The following is a 22,260-nucleotide window of genomic DNA, read 5'->3' as shown; positions in this document are numbered from 1 at the left end:
ATTACGCACTCCCCCTATAATGAAAGAAGTGGGTTAAGTTGCAGTGTGCAGTGATTTCCTAGGGGGAGGGAGAAAATGGAAGCACGGATCGATAAAATCAAGCAGCAACTACAGTCCCAAGGATATAAATTAACGCCCCAGCGGGAAGCCACCGTCAGAGTACTTCTTGAGAATGAAGAAGATCATCTGAGCGCGGAAGACGTATTCATGCTTGTTAAAGAAAAAGCTCCCGAAATCGGTCTGGCAACCGTGTACCGTACCCTCGAACTGCTGAGTGAGCTGCATGTTGTAGAGAAAATCAACTTCGGCGACGGTGTAGCGCGTTATGATCTGCGCGGAGATACGTCCAAGCATCATCACCATCACTTGATCTGCGTTCAATGCGGAAGTGTGGATGAAATTCGTGAAGACTGGCTCGGACCGCTTGAAGAGCGCCTGGAGCAGGAATTCAATTTTTCCGTCGTGGACCACCGTCTGGATTTCCACGGGATTTGTTATCGTTGCAAAGCTAAAAATGACCAGAAGCCCAAAGATGAAGAATAACATAGCGTGTCTTCAAGCTCTCACCGGAGGTTTTGACGGGGGAGCTTTTTTGGTCACGCAGGGTATGGAAGGTTTGCGCTTTCATATCATATCTCGGCAAATCCCGGCATAGGCTGATTCTGAACGCTTTCCTGAGCAAGACAAGCAGGTGCTGGAGCATCTCGCCCTGAATACAGGAAAGGAAGGGAACGAATCGGGAGGGGATTGCCCATGGTTATTTCTGTGCGGAAAGGGCTTCGTTTTGTTCGGTTTATTCTGATTTTTGCAGCATTGGTTTATCTGTTCTATCATGTTCTGGATTTGTTCAATGGCTGGATTTCGCCTGTGGATCAATACCAGGCGCCTGTGGGAAACGCGATCAAAGTATTTCAGGAAACGGCTTGGCCAGGCCCTGGCGATGAGCGTCCCGCGTTTGCCGAGCGTCTGCGTTTGTTCTATTGGTATGGGGAATAGCCGACTTGAACACCTGGGATGCAATTACGGATGCAGGCTGCCCTTCGGGCAGTCTGTCAGATGAGGAGCGTTGTGCATGAAGCAGACGATACACGCCTATGCTTTATACCTTGAAGAAGACAAGGGAATGTCGAGCAGCACATTGGAATCGTATCTTCGGGACGTGGACAAGTTTATCGAATTTGCGGACAAAGAATACGGGATTCGGGAGGCGGATCAAGTACGCCGCACCCATGTGGTTCTGTTTATAGGCAAGCTGAAGCAGGCGGGCAGAGCCAATGCAACCATTGCCCGCAGTATCGTTTCCCTGCGCTCCTATTTTCATTTTTTGATGCGGCGCGGAGCGTTGATGCAGGACCCGACATTCGATGTGGAGGCTCCAAAGGCCGACAAGACACCGCCGCAGGTGCTCAGCGTGGGGGAGATTGAGCTGCTGCTTGCCGCGCCCGATACGGCTTCGGCTCAGGGCGTTCGCGACAGGGCCATGCTGGAGCTTCTGTATGCGACGGGCATTCGCGTCTCCGAGCTGATTGCGCTTGATGTGCGGGACATACATACGGATATGCGCTTTATTCGTTGCGGGGGTGCAGGTAAAGAACGCATTTTGCCCATTGGAGCTCCTGCAGCCCATTGGGTCAATACGTACATCCGTGATTTTCGCGGCGAGCTGCTCAAAACGGATGCGGACGAGCAGGCACTGTTCGTGAATGTCTCGGGACGGCGTTTGACACGCCAAGGTTTCTGGAAATTACTTAAAAAGGCTGCGCTCGACGCCGGCATTTCGGGGGAGATCACGCCTCATACGCTGCGCCACTCCTTCGCCGCCCACCTGATTGCGAACGGAGCGGATACCCGGGCAGTTCAGGATATGCTTGGACATGTGGAGCAATCCAACAATCCGTACGGCAACCACGGGCGGCGAACGATGAAGGAGATTTATGAAAATCATCATCCGAGGGCGAAGTAAGCGAAGGGAGCGCACATCGTCCATGAGCCGGTGACTGGGTAGATCGGAGTTGCATCGGTTAGTGCAGCGGCGTTTTTCTTGGGACGAGTTCAGGAGGATATACATGCATATCCATTCGTTGATGGCGAATACTTGGGTGCATGACACAACAGCACGATTTTAGGAGGAGCATTTTAATGACAGCATTGAATCAACAAATGATTACGGAAGCGGTCGCTTATATCCAAAGCAAAAGCGAGATCAAGCCAGAGGTGGGCCTGATTCTCGGATCGGGCCTGGGAATCCTGGCAGACCTGATCGAAGATGGCGTGAGCATTGCTTATCAGGACATTCCGCATTTTCCGGTGTCGACGGTTGAAGGACATGAAGGCGAGCTCTTGCTCGGCACGATCAAAGGCCGTGCAGTCGTCATGATGAAGGGGCGTTTCCACATGTATGAGGGCTACGGTCCCGAGCTGACCGCGTTCCCGGTACGCGTCATGAAGCAGCTGGGCGTTGCTTCGCTGCTCGTGACGAATGCAGCCGGCGGTGTAAATACGTCGTATCAGCCGGGAGACTTGATGCTCATTTCGGATCATCTTAACCTGACGGCCAAAAATCCGTTGATCGGGCCGAATGATCCGGCATTGGGCGTGCGCTTCCCGGATCTGTCGGAAGCGTACAGCCGCCGTTTGCGCGCTTTGGCGAAGGAGACGGCGGCTTCGCAAGGCTTCGACGTGCGCGAAGGCGTTTACGCAGGCCTGCTTGGCCCGAACTACGAGACGCCGGCGGAGATCCGTATGCTTCGTACGTTGGGTGCGGATGCCGTGGGCATGTCCACCGTATCTGAAGTGATCGTGGCCCGTCATGCCGGCATTGAAGTGCTGGGCATTTCCTGCATCAGCAATATGGCTGCAGGCATTTTGGACCAGCCTTTGTCTCATGACGAAGTCATGGAAACGACGGAACGTGTTCGCGAATCGTTCCTGAGCCTGGTGCTTGCGGTCATCCCGCAAATGTAATATACACAGGCCCTGGCTTGATAAAGAAGCGCAGCCTTTCCAAAAAACAAGCGAACAGCCTCCCCAAGCAAACGGTGCTTCGGGATAGGCTGTTTTTTTGTTGATTTCAGCTCTGGAAAAAGTTTGGAAAAACATGATTTGCATGGAATAATTTGCTGTAAACGCGCCGACAATGATTAGCAGTACTTGCATGGAACATGCAGTAAGAGACTGGGGCGAAAAAAGTACCTCTTATTTCGTCGCAGCTTCTAAGCCTAGTCATTCAAGGAGGTTATTCACTGTGAAGAAACGAATTATGGCATCGTTCATGACGATTTGTATGCTGCTATCCGCTATGACCTCTTCGGTGTTCGCCGAAGAAACGCGCAAACCGGCAGAAGGGGCAGACCTGGCCCCGTCGGCGCGTTCGGCGATTCTGATGGATGCGGATACCGGAACGATCATCTATGAAAAAAACAGCCATGACCAACTGCCGCCGGCCAGCATTACCAAAATCATGACGATGCTGCTGACGATCGAGGCCGTCGATGCAGGCAAGCTGAAGCTGACCGACAAGGTCAGAACAAGTGAATACGCCGCTTCCATGGGCGGGTCCCAGATCTTTCTGGAGCCTGGCGAAGAGATGACCGTGGATGACATGCTGAAAGGGATTGCGATGGCCTCCGGCAATGACGCTTCGGTCGCGATCGCCGAGAAGATCGGCGGTTCGGAACAAGCTTTTGTGCAGATGATGAACGATCGGGCTCAAGAGCTTGGCATGAAGGATACCCGGTTTGTCAATCCAAATGGACTGCCTGTCAAAGGTCACCATTCGTCCGCTTACGATATTGCGCTGATGAGCCGGGAGCTGCTTAAGCATCCTTCCATTACCAAATACACCGGAGCATATCAGGATTACTTGCGCAAGGATACGGCGAAGCCCTTTTGGCTCGTCAATACCAACAAGCTGGTTCGGTTTTACTCCGGAGCTGACGGATTGAAAACGGGATATACGTCCGAAGCGAAGTTCTGCCTTTCAGCCACTGCCTCGAAGGACGGATTGCGCACGATCGCGGTCGTGCTTGGCGAGCCGAACACCAAAACGCGCAATAGCGAAGTGTCTGCCATGTTCGATTATGCGTTCAGCCAATATACGATGAAACCTCTATACAAAAGCGGAGAGATGCTCGGTCAGCTGAACATCGAAAAGGGCGAAGTGGCGCAGTTGCCGCTGAAGGCCACGCAAAATTACAGCGTGCTGATGCGCAAAGGCGGCAAATCCGAGGAAATTCGGCATGAGCTTCAGCTCCAGCCAAGCATAAAAGCGCCAGTCAAGGCCGGGCAAAGCGTTGGAAAGCTGGTTGTTTATCAAGGCAGTGAGGTCATTAAGGAATTTGACATCAAGGCACCGCAGGACGTGAACAAAGCGGGCTGGTGGAAGCTGTTCAAACGAACGACGAGCAATTTGTTCGATTGAGTATGTGGCGGCAGCCTTTGAGAGCATGACTGCTGCTTTTCCTGGATGAACTGGAACATTTTTTGTAGTTAAATAGGGGTTTTCTTCTAGTTTTGTCGTGGGGAAGGAAAAGCCTTCGAGGGCGTAGAAATCCTTGTTCATGACAGGGAGGAGAGTGAGCTAACGTGAACATGCATGTGGATATGGAGCATCACCGTGGGGTTCTGATCGTACGCTTATCGGGGGAATTGGATCACCATACCGCTGATCTGGTCCGGATGCAAATGGATGAGGCCATCCAGCGCAGACAATGCGAGCATCTGATTCTCAGTCTGAAGGACCTGCAGTTTATGGACAGTTCGGGTCTGGGCGTCATTTTGGGCAGATACAAGCTCATTAAAAATAAAGGCGGCAAAATGGTGGTATGCGACGTGAACCCGCCGGTGTACCGTTTGCTGGAAATGTCGGGATTGTTCAAGATTATGCCGATTTACGAAAATGAGGGAACTGCCCTCTCGGGTCTGGAGGTCGTCTCATGAGTGAAGGAAACGGTACAAATTTCATGAATTTGCAGTTCGCGGCCAAATCGGAGAACGAATCGTTTGCGCGTGTGACCGTTGCGGCTTTTATCTCCCGGCTTGATCCTACGATGGACGAGCTTAGCGACCTGAAGACGGTCATCTCGGAAGCTGTAACCAACAGCATCATTCACGGCTACAACAACAATCCCGAGGGCGTCGTTACCATTCAGGCGCAGATTCGCGATGACATGGTCACGATCATCGTCGAGGACCGGGGCCAAGGGATCGAGGATCTCGAACTGGCCAAACAACCGCTGTACACGTCCAAGCCGGAACTTGAGCGATCGGGCATGGGCTTCACGATTATGGAAAACTTCATGGATGAATTCGAAGTCAGCAGCGAGCCCGGCAGGGGCACCTCCATCAGGATGATGAAAAGGATTGAATCCAAGAAAGCATTGTTTAATTAGGAGCTGGTCTTATGGATGCTGAAGTGAAATCATCTTCACAGGCCTACTTGGATGATGCCGAGGTCAAACGGCTGATTGCGCTCAGTCAGTCGGGTGACCATGTCGCCCGGGATACGCTGGTGAACAGCAATATCCGGCTTGTCTGGTCCGTTGTACAGCGGTTCATGAACAGGGGGTACGAACCGGAAGACCTGTTCCAAATCGGCTGTATCGGCCTGCTTAAATCGGTGGACAAATTCGATCTGAGCTATGACGTCAAGTTTTCTACGTATGCCGTGCCGATGATCATCGGGGAAATTCAGCGATTCCTGCGCGATGACGGCACCCTCAAGGTCAGCCGTTCCTTGAAGGAGATGGCCAACAAAGTCCGCAAGAAACGCGACGAGCTCTCCAAACACCTCGATCGGCTGCCCACGATTAAGGAAGTGGCCGAACAATTGGGCGTGACGCCGGAGGAAGTGGTATTCGCGCAGGAAGCGAACAAGCCGCCAACCTCGATTCATGAGACGGTGTTCGAAAACGATGGCGATCCGATCACATTGATGGATCAGATCGCCGACGAATCGCAGGAACGCTGGTTCGACAAGCTGGCCCTCAGCGAGGCGATCGGCGGGCTGAGCGAGCGGGAGCGGTTGATTGTTTACCTGAGGTATTATCGCGATCAGACGCAATCTGAAGTGGCGAGCAGGCTGGGGATTTCCCAGGTTCAGGTATCGCGGCTGGAGAAAAAAATACTGCAATCGATTCGCGACCAGATCGCGCAATGAATCGTCAATAAACGACAACTAACAACCTTCTAACGCATATGACGTGCGTGGAAGGTTGTTAGTTTTTATGTGAATAAGCGATCAAAGCAACGTTACCACAACCACATTCACGCAAAATGAAGACGGTCATTGGAAAGCTTCATGGATCGATTGAACGACAATGGCAGGTTGGCCCGGTTTGCCGGTCCGGCCTTTTTTCATGCATAAAAGGAGAATATTCTCTTTTCGTAATAAATTTGCACGATTTTCAAATACTAAGCGAAATTACGCAGTAAAGGAGTGTTTCGGATGTCTCTGGCACCCACTCCAACGGTCTACATTCGTCTGCGCAGCCGCATTCGCATTCCGAGAGGCAAAGGGGTCACGCTTGGCGATATCGCCCATTTGCTTACTTCACCGGAACAGGAGGAGGCGAGATTGCATGAGCTCGAGCTGCTGCATCCCGGACCGATGGACGGCAATCTGATCCTGATCGACGTCTTGCAGGTCATTCCGGCAATTCGGCGGGTTCTGCCGCAAGCCAACGTCGAGCTCATCGGTTCGGGTCACACCCTGGTGGAAGTGATCGAAGGGAACGGCAAACCTTCCAAATCATTGTTCGTTTTGGTTTGGATCCTGCTTTTTTTTGGTTCGGCCCTGACCATCATGAATTTTCATGCGGATGTGAACATGCAGGAGGTCCAGATCCGGATTGTGGAAATGCTCACGGGCACCCGGGACGAGCATCCGTATCTGTTTCAGATCGCCTATTCCCTCGGCATCGGTTTTGGCATGACCGTCTTCTTCAACCATTTATTCAAGAAAAAGTGGAATGAGGAACCTACCCCGCTGGAAGTCGAGATGTTCTTATATCAGCAAAACGTCGACCAATATGTCGTGATCGAGGAAAGCGAACGTTTGTTGGAACGGGATAACAGGGAGATGAGCACCGATGAGCGTCCTTAATGGTGCAATCAGCATCGTGCTCGGGGTTGCTGGAGGAATCGCCGTCGGCAGCGGGATTATCGCGCTCATTCTGGTCCTCGACATGATTCCGAGGCTTGCTCAGCTGACGAGAACTTATGATAAAAGCCACTGGTACGAAGGAGCCTTGATTGGAGGATGCCTGCTTGGCACGGTCGCGGATTTCTGGCATTGGAAAGTAAACGGAGCGATGCTGCTCAGCCCGATTGCCGGCTTGTTCTGCGGCGTATTCATCGGCCTGTTGGCCGCGGCGCTGACCGAGGTGCTTAACGTGCTTCCGGTGCTGGCCAAGCGGCTTGGCATGAAGCCTTATTTGTTCGGTTTGCTTCTGGCGATGATTTTGGGCAAGATGACGGGGTCTCTGTTTGACTTTTTTATATATCAGCGTTAGATCACGATGCGGAGGAGGAAGGACAGAATGGAAACAAGATCCGATCATACCGGACAGGAAACGGTCGAAGGCCTGCCGGGGGACATGGCGGGCAAATCGCCTTACGAAATCCGGAAGGAAGAAGAAGAAAAGGCATACCTCGAAAAAAAACAGGATGAAATGTCCGACAGCGTCGAGGAATCGGTGCATTATTGGCAAAACAACGACGATATTTCCCCGCGTATGAACGACAACAAATATACGCTCAAACAAATCATGGGTCTCGGCGAGTCGTTCGACGTGAACCTTCGGGAGATGGTGATGGGCGGCAAACAGATCGGGCTGCTGATGCTGACCGGGTTCGCCAAGGATGAAATTCTGCTTGAGGTGTTGAAAAGATTGACGTATCTGTCGCCGGACCAAGTGTCCGGGCATGCACTCAAATCGTATTTCGATTGTTACGTTCCGCACATTCAAGTCGAGCGGGTCGAGAAAATGAGCCAGGTCATCAGCAAGGTCCTCATGGGCATGAGCGCCATGTTTGTCGAAGGAGACCGCTCCGCCCTTGTAATGGATACGCGGAATTATCCCGTAAGGTCTCCGGAAGAGCCTTCACTGGAAAGGGTGGTGCGCGGCTCGCGCGACGGTTTCACCGAAACGCTGTTAACCAACGTAACCTTGGTGAGACGCAGAATACGCGACCCCGGATTGAAATTCGAGCTCATGCAGGTGGGCCGCAGGACGCAGACCGACGTCTGCGTCGTGTATATCGACGATATTGTGGACAAAGTACAGGTCGATTCCGTCCGTGAAAAGATCAAGCGGCTTGACATCGAAGGCATTCCCGCAGCCGATAAGCAGTTGGAGGAGGCGATCATCAACAAAGGCTGGAACCCTTTTCCGCTGGTTCGTTACTCCGAGCGTCCAGATGTGACGGCCTCTCATCTGCTCGAAGGCAGGGTGGTCGTCTTTGTTGATACGTCGCCCAGCGTGATGATTTTGCCGACGACCTTTTTCGACCTTTGCGAACATGCGGAGGAGAACAGGCAAACGGCCTTTATGGGCACGTACTTGAGATGGGTGCGCTTTGCGGGTATTCTGATTTCCTTGTTCCTGCTGCCGCTGTGGTTGCTGATGGTCATCGAACCGTCCCTCAAGCCACCTGGCCTGGAATTCATCGGCCCGCAGCAGAACGCCAAGCTGCCGCTGATTCTTCAGTTCCTGCTCATCGAGCTGGGGGTCGACTTACTGAGGATGGCCGCAGTGCATACGCCGACGCCGCTAGCGTCGGCGATGGGCTTAATCGCAGCCATTCTCATTGGAGACATTGCCGTAAAAACCGGTTATTTCGTCAATGAGGTCGTCCTGTACATGGCCATCGCGGCAATCGGCATGTTTGCGACGCCGAGTTATGAGCTCGGGCTAGCCAACAGGTTGGTCAGGCTGGTTTTGCTGGCGGCCGTCGCGATCTTCAAGGTGCCGGGCCTAGTAGTTGGAACAACGCTGCTTATTCTTGCGCTGACGCTTCGTCGTTCCTACAATTCCTCTTATCTGTGGCCGTTTATACCGTTTAATGCAAAGGCCTTCGGCAACTTTTTATTCCGCTTGCCACTTCTGGAAAGCAAGAAACGACCATCTTTCAATAAGGCGCGGGACAACACCAAAATGTCCCAGGACCCGGATGGTGAATTGCGGAAAAGTAAAAAACACAAATGATTTGCCGAAAAATCCATTTTTCTTTGCTCCGAATTTGGTATACTGGTTTAAAATCCTTGGAATAGTCACTGTTCCAGTATATAAAAGTGAGGAATGAAAAATATGCATTTGCACGGTACAAGTAAAATAAATGATCAAGGACATCTGGAAATCGGGGGCATGGACACCACCGTCATGAAAGAACAGTTCGGTACCCCGCTGTACATCGTGGATGAGCAGCTTGTTCGCCAGCGCTGCAGAGAGTACATGGATGCGTTCCGCGCTTCCGGATTGGGCTTCCAGGTTGCTTATGCAAGCAAAGCGTTCTGCGTGATGGCCATGTGTGCCCTTGCTGCGGAAGAAGGCCTTTCCCTCGACGTTGTGTCCGACGGCGAGCTGTTCACTGCACTGCAAGCAGGTTTTCCGGCTGAGCGCATTCACTTCCACGGCAACAACAAAACGCTGGAAGAGATCGAGATGGCTCTGGATGCCGAAATCGGCTGTTTCGTCGTCGACAATTTCAACGAACTGCATCTCTTGCAAGCGGTAGCGGCGGACAAAGGGCGCAAGGTGAACATTTTGCTGCGCGTCACTCCGGGCGTGGAAGCACATACACACGAGTACATTTCCACAGGCCAAACCGACTCCAAATTCGGATTCGATATCGGCAACGGAACCGCGTTTGAAGCGATCGAGCTGGCCTCGAAGCAATCCAATCTCGTTTTGCTTGGCGTGCATTCCCATATCGGTTCGCAAATTTTCGAGGTGGAAGGTTTTCAAATGGCGGTTCAACGCGTGGCTGAATTCGCCGCAAGCGTGTACGAGCGCCTGAATGTTGCGTTCAAAGTCGTAAACCTTGGCGGCGGTTTCGGGATCCGCTATATCGACGGAGATACTCCGCTTCAAGTCTCCCAATATGTTAAAGCGATCACGGATGCGGTTAAAAACCATTTTGCCCAAATCGGTTATGACGTGCCTGAAATCTGGGTAGAGCCAGGCCGCAGCATTGTCGGCGAAGCGGGAACGACCCTCTATACGGTGGGTACGAGCAAGGATATTCCCGGCGTGCGCAAATATGTTGCAGTCGATGGCGGCATGACCGACAACCCTCGTCCGGCGCTGTATGAGTCCAAATATGAAGCGATTTTGGCCAACCGCGCGAACGAAGCGTCCGAAGAGACCGTATCGATCGCCGGCAAATGCTGCGAGAGCGGTGACATGCTGATCTGGGATCTCGATTTGCCGAAAGTGCAAAGCGGCGATCTGCTGGCGGTATCCTGCACGGGCGCATACAACTATGCCATGGCAAGCAACTACAACCGGATTCGCCGCCCGGCGGTCGTATTCGTTAAGGATGGTCAAGGCGATGTCGTCGTTCGTCGCGAGAGCTATCAGGACATCATTCAAAATGACCTGGTTCCTGCGCGCCTCGGCAAACAGCCTGTAGTGCGTTAATTGCAGTTGAACTGAAATCGAAGGCAAAAAGAGAGGACTTGCGGGACGGTTCCCGTTTGTTCTCTCTTTCTTTTCTGGCGGGGAAAGAAAAAAAGTTTGTCCATTTTTTTGCGATGGAACGATTTTCGGTGTACACTAAGAAAAGTGCTTAGGGTTTGGCGAAAGCGGTCCTTGGCATCATGAATGCTGTAAATATGAAAGGAGTCATTTACATATGGCGAAACAAGCGAAAATCAAATTGGCAAACGGCGGAGAAGTCGTTATCGACCTGTTCGATCAAGACGCTCCAAACACGGTAGCAAACTTTGAGAAATTGGCGAACTCCGGCTTTTATAACGGTCTGGTGTTCCACCGCGTCATCCCGGGCTTCGTAGCTCAAGGCGGATGCCCTAATGGAACAGGTACCGGCGGTCCTGGTTACACCATCAACTGCGAAATCAACCCGAACAAACACGAGCGTGGTACATTGGCTATGGCACATGCCGGCCGCAACACGGGCGGAAGCCAGTTCTACATCTGCTACCAACCGCAGCCGCATCTGGATGGCCAACACACGGTGTTTGGCAAAGTGGTTAAAGGCATGGAATTCGTTGATGCTTTCGAAGGCCGTGACAAAATGGAAACCGTTGAAGTGGTGGAAGCTTAATCCCCATTTTCATTTCAACTTAAGAGAGCCGTTTCGCGATATTTGCGAAACGGCTTTTTTTATAAAACAGCTGTATATAACGAACGCATCAAAATGAGTCGAAGTACCCCTATTTCCATTGATGGATGGGTGTGAAGCCTGCTGATCTTGTCCATCAATGATTCTATAATATAGAGTGAAGTAAGCAGGATATAAGAAGGCTTGATAGTATCGACGATTTTCCGAGGAAGGTGGTAAATACAATGGATGTAGTCCATCAGTTATGGCTTTTAAAGCAAGTATACAGTCAACGTACATATTGGGATGAGGAAGTAGAGGCATCTTGGCATCCTGTGCCGGGAACGATCGCAGAAACGGAGATGAAAGGGCTTGAGGCAGCAGGGCACTCCCCGAACCAATTCATGCGGCCGCAGCATGAGCAGACGATTGTCGCACTGAAAAAACTCGCCCAATCCTGGAACGTTGCCGAAGCAGCGCAAGCTTTTGTATCCTCCTTATGGTCCGCGCCGTTCATTTGGCGTTCGCTGCTAACGGGGAAGCTGCTCGCGGACGGAGTTCCGGAACATGAATATACCCCCTATCCGTCCTCAAGCATTTGCCAAATTTGCGGATTGAATGTGAATGAGGCAACGGATACAAGTCTGCAATGGTATTGGCGCATGACCAATGGAACGCCGCTGGACGGCAATCTATTCGGGCACGTGCTGGCACTGGAACAATTGGCTGAGGAAGATCGGATTCCGGTACCCAACGATTATGATCGCTGGACGTTTCGTGCCATACTGACCGTACTTCGCTCGCTGCCTCCCAAAACACGCTACAGCAAAGCGGCGCAAGCGCTTAAAAAGGAACGCCTTCTGCCTACGCGCAGCGAGTACGCTTACCGTGACCTGCTCGAGACGCTGGCGCTGATCGGTATACTGGATACGAAGGACTACCCTGGAATGGCCACGGAATTTACGACCTATGTCAAGCGCGACCAGCGGCCCAACATTCGGGTTGAAGTCCAGGCCCCGCTGGCGTGGTGGGATTCCTCCATCGGAATCAACGAACGTGTTTTGGCAAAGCTTTTTGAAGGGTTTGATCTTACTGACATATCTTTTGAGGAAAGGCCCGAACAGGACCCTGGCGTTAAGGAAACGGTGGTTGGAGCGTTCGAGCACAAAAGGGCGGCTCGGACTAGCGTCCCCAAAGCCTCCCCAGATGCCGGAAAAGGAGAAGCCAAGGCAGGGGATGTATACGCCATTCGCGTCAGGGAAGGATTGTGGATCACGGTGTATTGCCATCACATCGAGGATAAGCGGGTCAAGGTCGAATATTTGGACGGGATCTACGAGGAGATGCCTGCCAAAGCAGAATTAAGCTTGTCGTTTCGTCCGAGAAGGGATGGGCGTTGGCAAAGCCTGGTAAGTGCGCTGGATTCGACAAGCTGGGTCAGACGGGTGGCAAGGGATGTGCCGTGCCCGGCATCTCGGATGCCGGAGCCTGAACGTGTTCCTTTTCAACGCGCAAAAGATTTGAAACATTTGGCAAGCTGGTGTTTTCCTGAAATTTAAACTGTCGCTCATCTCAGAGGTTGAATGGACCGCAATAGAGGAAGGAAAGGAGCCACAATCTGGTAACGGCTAAATGTCCTGCCAGTATTCATTGCTTATTAAAAGTTAGTATATGACAAAAAGGAATAAAAAACGATTGATTTTTTACCGTTAAAGTGCTAACATCCAAATTAACAAAACAACATTCCTTCGGGGCAGGGTGCAATTCCCTACCGGCGGTGATGCAGCGCACCACAATGATGCGTGCTGCAAAGTCCGTGACCCGTTTGCCAAGGCAGACGGCTGATCTGGTGCGATTCCAGAACCGACAGTATAGTCTGGATGGGAGAAGGAGCGGATGCGGCCTATGGCCGCGTTTGGCAAAATGTTGCGCATGGTACTGTTCGTTATGCGAAAATGCAGACAGTTACGAGAATTTTTCTTGTGCTGCCTCCAACCATATGCGAAATGACTTTAGAGAAATCACTGCAGCTTTGACGGGGATTCTATCTTTGGGCATGTGTCGATTTTCACTTGCTTGAATCCGCAGAGCCTTTGTTTTCGGGTACCCATGTATCAACGTTCCATCCGCTAGTAGCAGCGGATCTCTCATCATCCCCATTGAACAGACTGTTCGATGGGGATTTTTTGGATTTTGCATGATTGGCTGAACGCAGCCTCATTGAACAGGCTATTCCTGACATATTAGACATAGCGGGGTGAACTGACTTGGAAATGATTAACGACGAATTTTATATGGCGCTTGCACTGGATATGGCAGAACGGGCGCAAGGACAGACGGGAATCAACCCGGTTGTAGGTTGTGTCGTTGTGAAAGACGGCCGCGTAGTCGGTCTCGGAAGTCATCTGAAGCGCGGCACGGGCCATGCGGAGGTTCATGCGCTGAATATGGCTGGCAGCGATGCGGAAGGAAGTACTGTTTACGTCACGTTGGAGCCGTGCAGCCATTATGGCAAAACTCCGCCGTGCAGCGAACGACTCATTCATGAAAAGGTGAAACGCGTCGTAGTGTGCTGCGAAGATCCGAATCCGCAAGTATCCGGCAGAGGCATATCCATGCTTCGCCAGCAGGGCATTGAAGTAGAGGTCGGGGTTCTGCGCGAGCGTGGAAGACGACTGAACGAAAAATTCATCAAATATATTACGACAGGATTGCCGTTTGTCACGTTAAAAACCGCTTCCACGCTGGATGGAAAAATCGCAACCCGCAGCGGGGACAGCAAATGGATTTCCAATGAATCCGCACGTGAGATCGTTCACGCCCTCCGCCACCGTCATCAAGGCATCATGGTCGGCGTCGATACGGTGATCGCAGACGACCCGGAACTGACGACACGCTTGCAGGTGGAAGGGATCAACCCGGTACGGATCGTGGTTGACTCGAAATTGCGTCTTCCTTTGACTTCCAAATTGGTAAAGGATGGATTGACGCCGACCTGGGTACTGACAACCGATGAAGCAAGTCAAGAAGCGGCCGAACGGCTTGAAGCTTATGGCGTGGAGATCATTCGCTGCGGGCCCGGGCCGCGCGTGGATCTGTTGAACGCGCTCAGCAAGCTCGGAGAACGGGAGATCGGTTCGATTTTGCTTGAAGGCGGCGGCACGCTGAATGGTGCGATGTTAGAGGCCAAACTGGTGGATCGGCTGCTCATGTTCATTGCCCCCAAAATCGTTGGCGGATACGACACGCCAGGAAGCTTCCGCTTCGAGGGCGTCGAGCGTATGAGCCAGGCGATCCAGCTGTGCCAATTGGAAATCGAGCAGGTGGGGGATAATATCAGCATCGGCGGAATTCCGGTCTGGGCTGAATAACGTAATCAGGAAGGAGGCCGCAGCATGTTTACCGGCTTGGTGGAAGAAGTCGGCCACATCCGACGGATCGGTCGAAAAGGCGAAGCGATGGTGCTGAACGTTGGCGCTTCCCTCATTATGGATGACCTGAAAATCGGCGACAGCGTTGCCGTTAACGGCGTATGCCTGACTGCGACAACGCTTGAAGGCGGAGGTTTTACCGCTGACGTCATGCCGGAAACGTACCGTCACACCAACCTGGATAAGCTCCAGTCCGGCAGCAGGGTCAACCTGGAACGGGCTATGCAATCGGGGGGACGTTTCGGAGGCCATATCGTGCAGGGCCATGTGGACGGTACGGGTACGATTGTCCGAATGACGCGCGATCAGAATGCGGTTGTATTCGAAATTCATCCGGATGATCCAGGATTGTTCAAATATTTGATTCCGAAGGGTTCCGTCACTTTGGACGGGATCAGCCTGACGGTGGTTCAGACGATGCAAACGTCTTTTACGGTGTCGATCATTCCCCATACCATCGGGGAGACGGTGTTGAATTACAAAAAAACGGGCGACTCCATGAATATCGAATGTGACATTTTGGGGAAATACGTGGACCATTTACTCCAATACGGCAGAGGTACTCAGGCAGCGCCTTCAGAGAAACCACAGAGCATCAGCGAACAATTTTTGGCGAATCATGGATTCGCATGAAAGATATAGACAACAGAACCGGGAGGTGGAATGATGTCCGATCAATCCATACTGGACACCATTGAGGAAGCAATCTACGATCTCATGCGAGGCAAACCGGTTATCGTGGTAGATGACGAGGACCGGGAGAATGAAGGAGACTTCATTGCCTTGGCGGAGAAAGCAACGCCTGAAGTGATTAATTTCATGATTACGGAAGGCCGCGGGCTTGTCTGCGTGCCGATTACGCAACAACGGGCAGATGAGCTCGACCTGAAGCCGATGGTGCAGCAAAACACCGATTTCCACGGCACGGCCTTTACCGTTTCGGTCGATCATACAGACACCACGACAGGCATTTCGGCGCATGAACGTTCCATTACGGTTAAAGGACTGATCGATCCGAATGCCAAAAGCGGCGATTTCCGAAAGCCGGGACATATGTTCCCGCTCATCGCCAAGGATGGGGGCGTGCTGCGTCGTGCCGGGCATACCGAAGCCGCGGTAGATCTGGCCATCATGTGCGGCGCTTATCCTGCGGGCGTCATCTGTGAAGTCATCAAGGAAGATGGCACGATGGCGAGACTGCCCGACCTGCAAGAAATTGCCCGCAAGCATGATTTGAAGCTGATCAGCATTCAGGATATGATCAAGTATCGCAACGAAAAAGAAAAGCTGGTTCAGCGCGAGGTAGCCGTACGCATGCCTACCGACTTCGGCGAATTCCAGGCAGTTGCTTATACCAATGCGGTGGATAATAAAGAGCATGTGGCTCTGGTCAAGGGTGAAATCGACTCTTCCAAGCCTGTATTGGTAAGGGTGCACTCGGAGTGTCTGACAGGCGACGTATTCCACTCCCATCGCTGCGATTGCGGACCACAGTTCGATGCGGCCCTCAATCAGATCAATGAGGAGGGCAACGGGGTTCTTCTCTACATGCGCCAGGAGGGCCGCGGAATCGGGTTGATCAATAAATTGAAGGCTTACAAACTGCAGGAGGAAGGTTTGGATACGGTCGATGCCAACCTGAAACTTGGTTTTGCGGCAGATTTGCGTGATTACGGCATCGGAGCGCAAATCCTGAAGGATCTGGGCGTGCGCCAAATCAGGCTGCTTACGAACAATCCTCGCAAAATCAAAGGCCTTGAAGGCTACGGACTCGAAGTCGTTGAACGCGTGCCGATCCAGATGCAGGAGAACGAGGACAATACGGCTTATTTGCACACGAAACAAGCGAAGCTGGGCCACATGCTCAAATTCGACGACATCGAGCAAAATGAGGAAAAGAACGAAATTTAATTGCAGCAAGCCAGAAAACGGGAAAAATCACGGCTGCGCCAACGGCGGCGGCCCAATATGAAAAACAATTTTGGGGAGATGACAGCATGCCTAACATTTTTGAAGGACATTTAGTATCCGAGGGATTAAAATACGGAGTCGTTGTAGGTCGTTTTAACGAATTCATCACGAGCAAACTGCTGAGCGGAGCGCTTGATGCGTTCAAACGCCATGGCGTAAAAGACGAGGAGATCGATGTAGCCTGGGTACCGGGCGCATTCGAAATTCCGCTGATTGCCCAAAAAATGGCCGAAAGCGGCAAATACGACGCCGTGATTACGCTGGGCACGGTCATTCGGGGCTCAACCACCCATTATGATTATGTTTGCAACGAAATGGCCAAAGGGGTTGCGGCGATCAACCTCAAAACAGGCGTACCTACGATCTTTGGCTTGGTAACGACGGAAAATATCGAACAGGCCATCGAACGTGCCGGAACCAAAGCCGGGAACAAAGGATGGGATGCGGCTACGGCGGCAATTGAGATGGCGAACTTGACGAATCAGCTAAAATAGTGCTTAGTTAATGTAGTGCCCTGCTTTGCGCAGACGAAAACGGGAGACCGGATTTCGGCGGCTTAGCGGGGTTTTGTATTTTTTTTGCAGGAGGATTCGTTTCGTGACGGTAGTTACCTACAAACTGGAGACCTTTGAAGGGCCGCTTGATCTGCTGCTGCACTTGATCGACAAGGCCGAAATTGATATCCAGGATATCCCCATCAGCGATATTACGGACCAATACATGGCATATTTGCATTCTATGCAGGAGCTGGAGTTGGATATTACGAGCGAGTTTCTTGTCATGGCAGCGACACTGCTGTCCATCAAGAGCAAGCTGTTGCTGCCGAAACCGCCGGTGATCGAGGACTTCGAAGATTATGATTATGGGCAGGACGATGATTATGATCCACGTGCTGAATTGGTTGCACGTCTGATAGAATATCGTAAATACAAAGGCATTGCGCGGCATCTTCATGAACGGGAATGGGAGCGCAGCCTTATTTTCTCGAAAGAGCCTGAGGATCTGCGCCCGTACATGCCTTTGGAGACCGAATCGAACCCGGTGGAGGGATTGCATGCGGCCGACCTGATTGCAGCTTTTCAACGTGCCCTGCGCAAGGCGGAGAAGCGAGCGACGGTAGCCCGGATTCAGCGTGATGAAATTTCGGTCAAAGACCGGATTCGGGACGTGGTACAGGTTTTTAAGAAGCTGGAGCCGGGAGGCAGGATGCTGTTCTCCGGATTGTTGGAGGGACAGACGTACCGTCATGAAATTGTCGTGACGTTTCTGGCGGTGCTTGAGCTGATGAAGATGAAACAAATTGTCTGTTACCAGGAGCGGACATTTGAGGACATTGTGATGGAGTGGAGAGGGGAAGCAAGGAATCATGGATTTTCCGAAATTGAAGTCGATTATTGAAGGCCTGTTGTTTCTGTCCGGGGAGGAAGGCCTGAGCATTAAACAAATCTCTGAAATCGTGGACGTATCGGAAGAACGGATATCGGATGCCATCGAAGAGATGAAAACAGAATTTGCGGAGCATGGCAGAGGCGTGCAAATTTTGAAAATTGCAGGCATGGTTCAATTGGGGACACTGCCCGAACATGCTGTCTATTTCGAGAAACTGGCCTACTCGCCGGCACGAACGACCCTTTCCCAAGCGGCACTCGAAACGCTCGCCATCGTTGCATATCGCCAGCCGATTACGAGGGTGGAGATTGAGGAGATTCGCGGCGTAAAGTCGGAGAGGGCCATCCACACCCTGGTGAACAAGGATCTGATCGTGGAAGTGGGACGCGCTGAAGCGATCGGAAGGCCTATTCTGTATGGGACGACGAGAGCTTTTTTGGATTACTTTGGCTTGGGTTCGCTCAGCGAATTGCCGGAGCCGGGGCTGTTTGAAGATACGGACAATCTGGAAGAAGAGACCCAGATGCTGTTTGACAAGCTGGATGCGCAGCAATCCGAGCTCGATAGCCTGGAGCAGAGCATGGAAGAAGGAACGGAAACATCGAATGATCGGAGCGATGCGGAAAACGAGCCCGATATGAAAGAATCGGATTAACGAACGAAGCAAACCAATTAAAAATGGCGGCAATATTGGATCGGCTCCAGCACTGGAGCCTTTTTTTTATGCGAAAACCTTCTTCGTGCAGCGGGATTTTAACGTGTCCAGTGAATTTTTTCCTATTTGCGGTGCATACTAAACTGGAAAAGAATCGAGGGCTTGGAGGTAAGGCCTGTGTTAATTTGGCTCGGAGGAATCGGTGCGGCGGTCGTGCTGCTGCTTGCTGCAGTTCTCGTCTCGAATGTTCATATCCACGTCTCATTCAGTAAACATAAGAGCGATGATTTTGCCCGATTCAACGTACGGCTCCTATATGGTCTGATCCGCTTGAATTATGAGATCCCCTCCATCGTTTTCAAGAATATGAAGGAAGGCTTTCTTGTGAAAACGGAGCAGAGAGCGAACACGACCCGTAACGAAAATAAAGGAAGCGAGCGGGTAAACAAACGCAAAATCGAAAAATGGAGCGACGATGTCAGCGTCATGCTTAGAAGTACGGCTGAATTAAAACAATGGATCAGGCAAACGCTGGAACGAGTACATATGATTCGATTTATTTGGACAACCCGGGTCAGTCTGGGGGACGCAGCGCATACGGCGATGCTCACAGGCTGGTTATGGGGGGTCAAATCCGGTATCGTTGGTTTTTTGTCTTACCAGATCCGCTTCGATCAGCCGCCTCAACTGGACATTATTCCCGAGTGGAGTGACGAAATGGAGTTCCGCACGGATTTGGATTGCCGTATGAAAATAAAAATATGGTCGATCGTTGTTGCAGGCATAAGGCTAACGACCAGAGTCCTTGTTGTTCGGGGAGGATGGCGTATGTGGATGAGGCTGCTAAAGCAGCGGAGACACGGCCAACGGAGAGTAAACCGGCAACGGGGAGATTCCCGGGTATAGCGAACATGCCTGTAAAATACAGGAGGAAGTGCATTCATATTCACCCAATTGATGCTGTACATAAGTTCATCTGGGTCTGGAGAGAATAGGGTTAGGCTGAACCTAGTTCAAAATGAAAGTGGAGGGAATCAAAATGTCCGATCATCCAATACAAGGTTTAATGGAAACTGCAATGGAAAACATCAAGGCGATGGTGGATGTCAACACGATTGTTGGCGATGCCGTCGAAACGCCGGATGGAACCGTCATCTTGCCCATCAGCAAGGTAGGCTTCGGTTTTGCTGCGGGCGGGAGCGATTTTAATGTGAACGGCGACCGATCGCACAGCTCTAATTCCGGAGCCAAAACGGAGCATGCACAATCTGCGACAGTTGCTTCACCGTTTGGCGGAGGCAGCGGCGGAGGCGTCTCCATCCGTCCGATCGCGTTTCTGGTCGTGGGCAAGCAAGGCGTTCATATCGTGCCGCTGGACAACTCCACGCATCTGTTCGAGAAGATCATCGATTCCGCACCTCACATGCTGGATCGCATTCAGAGCATGATTCGCGGCAACACGGACGAGGAGCATACCCGGGTAACGGTTACGTCGGAAGGCACAGCGTATAATTAATACCCTTGATTCAAGGCATGGCTTGATTAAAAACAGTGCCCTGTCGCAGCTTCGGCCGCGGCAGGGATTTTTGCTGTATTTTGAGGGATGGGACATACTTCAAGTGGACAAAACATAGGCTAGTACAAGATTCCAAGTACCCGGAGGAATGAACATGCGAAATGGATTAAAAGTGATTGTGTTAATACTTATCCCCCTGCTGGCATGGCCGTCATGGATTCGAGCGGAGGTGGCCGCAGAGCTGTCCAAACCGTCGACGCACGCGGAGAGCGCAGCGCTGATCGATGTGACTTCCGGGCGGATTTTGTTCAGCAAGGAGGGGGATAAACAGATGCGGATCGCCAGTTTGACCAAAATCATGACCGCAATCGTGGCGATCGAAAACGGGAAGCTGGATGACAAAGTCAAGGTGAGTGCAGCCGCATTCGGCAAAGAAGGCTCCTCCATATACCTCAAGTTGGGAGAGGAAATGTCGCTCGAAAACATGTTGTACGGCTTGATGCTCCGGTCGGGAAATGATGCGGCCACGGCCATTGCGGAGCATGTGGGCGGTTCGGAAGAAGGGTTCGTGCTGATGATGAACCAAAAAGCGGAGGAAATCGGATTAAGGGGCACGCATTTCATGAATCCGCATGGATTGGACGCCGATGGGCATTATTCTACCGCGAGCGATATGGCCCGCTTGACGGCATATGCGCTGCAGAACCCGGTTTTCAAGCGGATTGTGGCCACCGAACAAAAATCTGCCCCGAACCCGAATGAGAGCTGGGATTATTCGTGGCATAACAAAAACAAGATGCTCCGATTGTACGAAGGGGCCGACGGCGTCAAAACGGGGTATACCAAAAAGGCATTCCGGTGCTTGGTCAGTTCGGCCACGCGCAATGGGCAGCAGCTTGCTGCCGTTACCTTGAATGACGGCGACGACTGGAACGACCATGCTCGCATGCTGGACTTCGGATTTAAACATTTCCCGCTGGTTGAGATTGCCAAGAGGGAACAGCAAGTGGAAGGAACCGATGTGATTACAGGTCGCAGCTTCAAATATCCGCTTGCGGAGGGCGAAAAAGGAGCTTTGAACAAACGTCTTGTGCTGCAGAGCCAACCGAAGTCTGGAGGAGAGGGGGCATCTTCCGATCCGGCATTTGGTCTGGCGGGCCGCATTCAGATCGAACTCGAGGGGCGACAGATCGGTTCGATTCCGGTCTATCGCAAAGGCAGCTATATTCCCAAGGAGCCGCAGCTGGACGATGCCGCTTTTGCAGAAGAAACCGGATCCAAGGCCTGGTCGTCGGCATGGAAAGCCGTGATTAGCCGATTATTGTCCCCGTGATATGGTGCAAGCCAGCAAAACGAAAATCGTTTTTGGAAAGGAGGCCAGCTTGTGATTAATATCATTTGGCTGCTGATGATTGTGACGGGATTTGCGTTTGCAGCCGCTAAAGGCAATATTGAAGTGGTTACCCAGGCGGCATTCGATGGGGCGGCAACAGGCGTCACGGTATGTTTGGGACTGATCAGCGTGCTCGTCTTCTGGATGGGCATGATGAAAATGGCGGAGGATGCCGGATTGCTCAGCAGAATCGCGAAATTGTTAGGCCCTGTCGTCGCGTTCCTGTTTCCGGACGTGCCTCGCAATCATCCGGCAATGGGATATATCCTGTCCAATATGAGTGCCAACTTGCTGGGACTGGGGAATGCGGCAACCCCGATGGGCATCAAGGCGATGCAGGAGCTGCAGGAGCTTAATCCGGACAAACAGACGGCTTCTCCGGCCATGTGCACGCTGCTGGCATTGAATACGGCAAGCATAACGATTATTCCGACCACGCTCATCGCGATCAGGCTGAATTATCATTCGGCGAACGCGACCGAGATTGTAGGCACAACGTTGATGGCCACCGTGATCGCGACTGTGGCTGCGCTCGGGGCGGATCGATGGTACAGGAGAAGAGCGATGAAAAGACCGCCAAACGTGCATTCAGGCGGCAAACCACTCATGAAAGGATGAGTCT

The 22,260-nt window shown here is 52.0% G+C and carries 24 protein-coding genes and 1 riboswitch; all 24 genes read left to right on the top strand.

Annotated elements, in window-relative coordinates; translation table 11 throughout:
• The first annotated feature begins 75 nt into the window (after window positions 1–75).
• The 24 genes from fur (at window position 76) to SNR34_RS20450 (ending at window position 22,256) form a co-directional block, all read left to right on the top strand.
• Entirely contained in the window at window positions 76–543 is a 468-nt protein-coding gene (fur, locus tag SNR34_RS20565) for a ferric iron uptake transcriptional regulator (protein ID WP_236419905.1), read from the top strand.
• 210 nt (window positions 544–753) lie between these two features.
• Window positions 754–996 (top strand): DUF4227 family protein, encoded by a 243-nt coding sequence (locus tag SNR34_RS20560; RefSeq protein WP_339273310.1) that lies wholly within the window; start codon window positions 754–756, stop codon window positions 994–996.
• Window positions 997–1,072: 76 nt separating this feature from the next.
• Window positions 1,073–1,963, top strand: coding sequence for a tyrosine recombinase (locus SNR34_RS20555; protein ID WP_236419902.1), 891 nt, complete (start codon window positions 1,073–1,075; stop codon window positions 1,961–1,963).
• 176 nt (window positions 1,964–2,139) lie between these two features.
• The gene (locus tag SNR34_RS20550) at window positions 2,140–2,964 is read left to right on the top strand and encodes a purine-nucleoside phosphorylase (protein WP_486180069.1); all 825 of its coding nucleotides are present in this window, start codon (window positions 2,140–2,142) and stop codon (window positions 2,962–2,964) included.
• A gap of 280 nt (window positions 2,965–3,244) precedes the next feature.
• Entirely contained in the window at window positions 3,245–4,420 is a 1,176-nt protein-coding gene (locus SNR34_RS20545; protein ID WP_290371482.1) for a D-alanyl-D-alanine carboxypeptidase family protein, read from the top strand.
• 170 nt (window positions 4,421–4,590) lie between these two features.
• A complete protein-coding gene (gene spoIIAA, locus SNR34_RS20540) occupies window positions 4,591–4,938 on the top strand; it encodes an anti-sigma F factor antagonist (protein ID WP_438286834.1) in 348 nt (115 codons plus the stop codon).
• Window positions 4,935–5,390 carry an anti-sigma F factor gene (gene spoIIAB, locus SNR34_RS20535; RefSeq protein WP_236419895.1) on the top strand — a complete coding sequence of 152 codons (456 nt, stop codon included), beginning with the start codon at window positions 4,935–4,937 and terminating at the stop codon, window positions 5,388–5,390. Before spoIIAA ends, spoIIAB begins: the two co-directional genes overlap by 4 nt.
• 11 nt (window positions 5,391–5,401) lie before the next feature.
• Complete coding sequence (gene sigF / locus SNR34_RS20530) at window positions 5,402–6,157, top strand: RNA polymerase sporulation sigma factor SigF (RefSeq protein WP_236419893.1); 756 nt, start codon at window positions 5,402–5,404, stop codon at window positions 6,155–6,157.
• Window positions 6,158–6,445: 288 nt separating this feature from the next.
• Complete coding sequence (locus SNR34_RS20525) at window positions 6,446–7,102, top strand: stage V sporulation protein AA (protein ID WP_339273304.1); 657 nt, start codon at window positions 6,446–6,448, stop codon at window positions 7,100–7,102.
• Window positions 7,089–7,511: a stage V sporulation protein AB gene (locus tag SNR34_RS20520; RefSeq protein ID WP_236419889.1), complete on the top strand. Its 423-nt coding sequence runs from the start codon at window positions 7,089–7,091 to the stop codon at window positions 7,509–7,511. The genes SNR34_RS20525 and SNR34_RS20520 overlap by 14 nt, the downstream gene beginning before the upstream one ends.
• Before the next feature lie 84 nt (window positions 7,512–7,595).
• Complete coding sequence (locus tag SNR34_RS20515) at window positions 7,596–9,206, top strand: spore germination protein (RefSeq protein WP_236420107.1); 1,611 nt, start codon at window positions 7,596–7,598, stop codon at window positions 9,204–9,206.
• Window positions 9,207–9,308: 102 nt separating this feature from the next.
• Window positions 9,309–10,640, top strand: coding sequence for a diaminopimelate decarboxylase (lysA, locus tag SNR34_RS20510; RefSeq protein ID WP_236419887.1), 1,332 nt, complete (start codon window positions 9,309–9,311; stop codon window positions 10,638–10,640).
• Window positions 10,641–10,854: 214 nt separating this feature from the next.
• Window positions 10,855–11,286 carry a peptidylprolyl isomerase gene (locus SNR34_RS20505; RefSeq protein WP_486180068.1) on the top strand — a complete coding sequence of 144 codons (432 nt, stop codon included), beginning with the start codon at window positions 10,855–10,857 and terminating at the stop codon, window positions 11,284–11,286.
• A 242-nt stretch (window positions 11,287–11,528) separates the two neighbouring features.
• Window positions 11,529–12,842, top strand: coding sequence for a hypothetical protein (locus SNR34_RS20500; RefSeq protein ID WP_486180067.1), 1,314 nt, complete (start codon window positions 11,529–11,531; stop codon window positions 12,840–12,842).
• A gap of 181 nt (window positions 12,843–13,023) precedes the next feature.
• Window positions 13,024–13,179: riboswitch (FMN riboswitch) on the top strand.
• Window positions 13,180–13,550: 371 nt separating this feature from the next.
• The gene (gene ribD, locus SNR34_RS20495; protein WP_486180066.1) at window positions 13,551–14,654 is read left to right on the top strand and encodes a bifunctional diaminohydroxyphosphoribosylaminopyrimidine deaminase/5-amino-6-(5-phosphoribosylamino)uracil reductase RibD; all 1,104 of its coding nucleotides are present in this window, start codon (window positions 13,551–13,553) and stop codon (window positions 14,652–14,654) included.
• A 24-nt stretch (window positions 14,655–14,678) separates the two neighbouring features.
• Window positions 14,679–15,347: a riboflavin synthase gene (ribE, locus tag SNR34_RS20490; RefSeq protein ID WP_236419879.1), complete on the top strand. Its 669-nt coding sequence runs from the start codon at window positions 14,679–14,681 to the stop codon at window positions 15,345–15,347.
• Window positions 15,348–15,380: 33 nt separating this feature from the next.
• The gene (locus SNR34_RS20485; RefSeq protein ID WP_290371485.1) at window positions 15,381–16,625 is read left to right on the top strand and encodes a bifunctional 3,4-dihydroxy-2-butanone-4-phosphate synthase/GTP cyclohydrolase II; all 1,245 of its coding nucleotides are present in this window, start codon (window positions 15,381–15,383) and stop codon (window positions 16,623–16,625) included.
• Between the two features lie 86 nt (window positions 16,626–16,711).
• A complete protein-coding gene (gene ribH, locus SNR34_RS20480) occupies window positions 16,712–17,179 on the top strand; it encodes a 6,7-dimethyl-8-ribityllumazine synthase (RefSeq protein ID WP_236419877.1) in 468 nt (155 codons plus the stop codon).
• A 103-nt stretch (window positions 17,180–17,282) separates the two neighbouring features.
• Window positions 17,283–18,083, top strand: coding sequence for a segregation and condensation protein A (locus tag SNR34_RS20475; RefSeq protein WP_486180065.1), 801 nt, complete (start codon window positions 17,283–17,285; stop codon window positions 18,081–18,083).
• On the top strand, window positions 18,052–18,729 hold the full coding sequence (scpB, locus tag SNR34_RS20470; RefSeq protein WP_236419874.1) for an SMC-Scp complex subunit ScpB: 678 nt from the start codon (window positions 18,052–18,054) through the stop codon (window positions 18,727–18,729). Before SNR34_RS20475 ends, scpB begins: the two co-directional genes overlap by 32 nt.
• Window positions 18,730–18,906: 177 nt before the next feature.
• On the top strand, window positions 18,907–19,635 hold the full coding sequence (locus tag SNR34_RS20465; protein WP_236419872.1) for a DUF2953 domain-containing protein: 729 nt from the start codon (window positions 18,907–18,909) through the stop codon (window positions 19,633–19,635).
• 133 nt (window positions 19,636–19,768) lie between these two features.
• Window positions 19,769–20,245 carry a GerW family sporulation protein gene (gene ytfJ / locus SNR34_RS20460; protein ID WP_236419870.1) on the top strand — a complete coding sequence of 159 codons (477 nt, stop codon included), beginning with the start codon at window positions 19,769–19,771 and terminating at the stop codon, window positions 20,243–20,245.
• A 154-nt stretch (window positions 20,246–20,399) separates the two neighbouring features.
• On the top strand, window positions 20,400–21,578 hold the full coding sequence (locus tag SNR34_RS20455; protein ID WP_486180064.1) for a D-alanyl-D-alanine carboxypeptidase family protein: 1,179 nt from the start codon (window positions 20,400–20,402) through the stop codon (window positions 21,576–21,578).
• A 75-nt stretch (window positions 21,579–21,653) separates the two neighbouring features.
• On the top strand, window positions 21,654–22,256 hold the full coding sequence (locus SNR34_RS20450; RefSeq protein WP_486182495.1) for a nucleoside recognition domain-containing protein: 603 nt from the start codon (window positions 21,654–21,656) through the stop codon (window positions 22,254–22,256).
• The last annotated feature ends 4 nt before the right edge of the window (window positions 22,257–22,260 follow it).

This window comes from Paenibacillus sp. XP01 (genome assembly GCF_057364885.1).
The sequence above is the reverse complement of the archived record's forward strand: the minus strand, read 5'-3'. Positions and strand labels throughout refer to the sequence as shown.